The sequence below is a fragment of the Deltaproteobacteria bacterium CG11_big_fil_rev_8_21_14_0_20_49_13 genome (assembly GCA_002796305.1).
GTDB lineage: Bacteria > UBA10199 > UBA10199.
Genome location: PCWZ01000040.1, coordinates 17,256 through 20,854, shown reverse-complemented (window position 1 = coordinate 20,854; position 3,599 = coordinate 17,256). Strand labels below are relative to the sequence as shown.

Below are 3,599 nucleotides of genomic sequence, written 5' to 3'. Positions count from 1 at the left end.
TCTCCATAAATCAAGTGTTTGCTTAGAGATTGCCGCGCCCCTTCGGGGCTCGCAATGACAGAACAAGCAGGTTTTTAGAGGCGCCCTCAAAATAATTACCTAGATTTTAATTGTTTGAAACATCTTGCTTCCATTTTTCTGAAATGTTTGTTAGTGGTCATACTTAATGAAAAAGCTGGCAATTCTAGGTAGTACAGGGTCTATTGGCATCTCAACGCTAGATGTAGTTGCGCGCAATCCTGATAAATTCTGCGTCGTTTCACTGGCCGAAGGCCACGATCCAGTAAAACTATTTGAGCAGATAAATAAATTCAGGCCCAAGATCGTATCTGTCCACGACAAAGAGGCCGCCGATAAACTAAAGAGCTTAGGACCTATCGATTGTAAGGTCCTTTTTGGAATTGAAGGTGCCTGCGAGGTAGCAACATATCCGGACGCCAACCTTGTGGTCTCGGCCATTGTAGGCGCGGTGGGCCTGAAGCCGACCTATAAAGCCATCGAGGCCGGCAAGAACGTGGCCCTTGCAAATAAAGAGACGCTCGTTGCCGCAGGGCCTGTTGTAATGAAGAAGGTCGCTTCGATGGGCGTGAAGCTGATACCGATCGATAGCGAACACTCGGCACTATTTCAGTCTTTGATAGGCCACAATCATAAAGAAGTAAGACGCATGATACTTACGGCCTCCGGCGGCCCGTTCAGGGCGTATACGCTTGAGCAACTTAAAAACGTCACTCTCGAACAGGCGCTGAAGCACCCCAACTGGAGCATGGGCGCCAAAATTACGATAGACTCGGCCAGCATGATGAACAAGGGTCTGGAGGTGATAGAGGCGCGCTGGCTATTTGACATGCCGGTCGAAAAGATAGAGGCGGTGATACACCCGCAAAGCATTGTGCACTCGATGGTAGAATACATCGATGGCGCCGTTGTTGCCCAGATGGCGTTACCCGATATGCGCGGGCCAATTGCATATGCCCTTGCCTACCCTGACCGTGTTGAGAGCGGGGTCGAGTTTCTAGATCTTACAAAATTCGAGAAATTGACCTTCACAAAACCGGACCTTGAAAAATTCAGGTGTTTAAAGCTCGCCTACAATGCCGCAAAGGCCGGCGGAAGCGCACCATGTGTCCTAAACGCAGCCAATGAGGTAGCCGTTTCCGCGTTCCTTGATAAAAAGATAAGTTTCTTGGATATTCCAAGGATAGTAGAAGAGGTATTAAACAAAGACAGACCTCAAGAATTCTCAAGCCTGGACGACGTTTTTGCCACCGACAAATGGGCAAGGACCGAAGCTTCCGAGGTCATTTAAAAGGCACTTACTTATTCTCTTTTTGACACTTGGCCTTATTCCTGTTATCTACCCCCGACCATGACAATTCTATACTTTATTATTGCGATAGGCGTTTTAATTCTGGTCCACGAGCTGGGACATTTTATCGTGGCAAGAAGGAACGGAATTAGGGTCGAGAAGTTCTCTATAGGCTTTGGACCGGCCATACTTAAATTTAAACGCGGCGAAACGGAATATAAGATAGCCCCAATACCCATTGGCGGGTATGTCAAGATGACCGGAGAAGACCCGGACGACGCAGGCGGCGCCACCGACGAACGCTCTTTCATGAACAAGACCATATGGCAGAGGGTAAAGGTGACTGCGGCGGGCCCTTTGACCAATCTTGTATTTGCCCTTGTCTTTATGCCGGTAGTTTTCCTTATCGGCAGGATGGAGCCGGCGTTCTTGAGCCAGCCTCCGGTTGTGATGGGCGTTAAGGCGAATTCACCAGCGGAACTTGCCGGTATCAAGAACGGGGATGAGGTAAAGACGGTCAACGGCAAGGGAGTCTCAACATGGGACGATCTCCAGAAAGATATCATAATCTCCGCCGGTCAAGAGATAACGTTGGGATTTTCCCGCGATGGTAAAGATATAAGCGCAACGATGAAAGTAGAGACTATGCCGGAGATCAAGGCCGGCTTTGTGGGAATTGAACCCGGATTCTTTTTGGGCAATGAGGCGAACATCGATCAGGTCATGGCAAATGGCCCGTCTGCAAAGGCGGGGCTCAAAAAGGGTGACAAGGTCGTAGCCGTTAACGGGAACCCTGTTGACGGATGGATAGAGATGACAGAGCTGATACACTCGAGCGGCGAGAAACCTCTTAAGTTCACTGTTGCACGCGAAGGCAAGGTGCTGGATTTCGATATTGTGCCCGAGTTCAACAAAGACGCAAATAAGTGGGTGGTTGGGATAGTAAAGAGCCTTCGCTCTACCGATATGCCGATGGTAAAAAGGCAGTACGGCCTTATCGAGGCGGTAAAACATGGAACGGAAGAATGCGTTAAACTTACAGGCCTCACCTTTGAGGTCCTTAAAAGGCTCTTTACCGGGCAGTTATCATATAAATCGCTTGGCGGGCCGATCCAGATAGCTCAGGCATCAGCCGCCGCGGCCAAGTACGGTCTGCCTGAGTTCATATATTTTCTCGCGTTCCTAAGCATTCAGCTGGGGATATTAAATCTCATGCCGATACCCGTTCTCGACGGCGGGCACATTCTCTTTTGCGGAATTGAGGCGGTTACGGGGCGAAAGATACCGAACAAGGTTCGCGCTATAGCCCAATATGTGGGGCTCGCGCTATTGCTCACGCTTTTCATGGTGATAACAGTTAACGATATAGACAGCGTCTGGGGAATAAAGAGCATGATAAGCAAGATCTCTTCGCTTGTGTCATTCTGAGCGGAACGCGAAGAATCCCCTTTAGCTGGATGCGGAGGATCCTTCGGGCTTGCGTCTTCAGGATGACAACGGGCATGAACATTCTTTCAATAGACACATCAACGCATGCGGGTTCGATCGCCGTTCTCGACGGTGATGCTCTGCTTTCGGAAATTTCTTATCAAACAAAGTCGGGTCACTCGGAAGTCCTTATAAAAGAGATAGAGGCGGCGCTTAAGAAAGCAAAGTTAAAGATAGAGAGCATCGATGCCTTCGCAGTTGCCATAGGTCCAGGGTCGTTTACGGGTCTTCGAATAGGCCTTGCCACCGCGAAGGGTCTTGCACTTGAAGGAAACAGGCCGATCTTAGGAATATCTTCGCTTGAGGCGCTGGCCTATTCCTTACGAAGCATGAAGCACGAAGCACGAAGCATGAACATCGTTCCGTGCATAAATGCCTATAGAGGTGAAGTTTATGTTGCCACATATAATATCGTGCCTCATGCCTCCTGCTTCCTGCCTCAGATTATGCTCAACGAGTGTTCAATAACTCCCGATGCCCTTTGCGACAGATTGAAAGATATAGAAGACGAGCTTTTCTTTATCGGCGACGGGGCGATTCAATATAAAGATATATTTGCACAGCGCCTTGGCAATAGATTTGTACTTTCAAAAGAAAAGATATTTCCAATCGCAGGGGCGGCCGGACTTATTGCATTTAAAAGGCTTCAGAAGAACGAAAGGGATGAGCTTATCCGGCTCATCCCTAATTATATCAGAAAGTCAGACGCCGAAACGAAGGCGCTATAGTATTTCAACTTCTTATTCGTATGCCAGTGCGAATAAGAAGTTGAAATACTTATAGTTTTTAACAAAGGTATTAC

Annotated in this window: 3 protein-coding genes; all 3 read left to right on the top strand. The window is 48.3% G+C overall.

All coding sequences use genetic code 11. The features are described 5' to 3' along the window. The first annotated feature begins 166 nt into the window (after window positions 1-166). From COV46_03440 to tsaB, 3 genes are read left to right on the top strand one after another with little or no spacing between them, the layout of a single operon-like run. Window positions 167-1,309, top strand: coding sequence for a 1-deoxy-D-xylulose-5-phosphate reductoisomerase (locus COV46_03440; protein ID PIR17637.1), 1,143 nt, complete (start codon window positions 167-169; stop codon window positions 1,307-1,309). A 60-nt stretch (window positions 1,310-1,369) separates the two neighbouring features. Then, the gene (gene rseP, locus COV46_03435) at window positions 1,370-2,737 is read left to right on the top strand and encodes an RIP metalloprotease RseP (protein ID PIR17636.1); all 1,368 of its coding nucleotides are present in this window, start codon (window positions 1,370-1,372) and stop codon (window positions 2,735-2,737) included. Between the two features lie 29 nt (window positions 2,738-2,766). Next, a complete protein-coding gene (tsaB, locus tag COV46_03430) occupies window positions 2,767-3,525 on the top strand; it encodes a tRNA (adenosine(37)-N6)-threonylcarbamoyltransferase complex dimerization subunit type 1 TsaB (protein ID PIR17635.1) in 759 nt (252 codons plus the stop codon). Window positions 3,526-3,599: the final 74 nt, after the last annotated feature.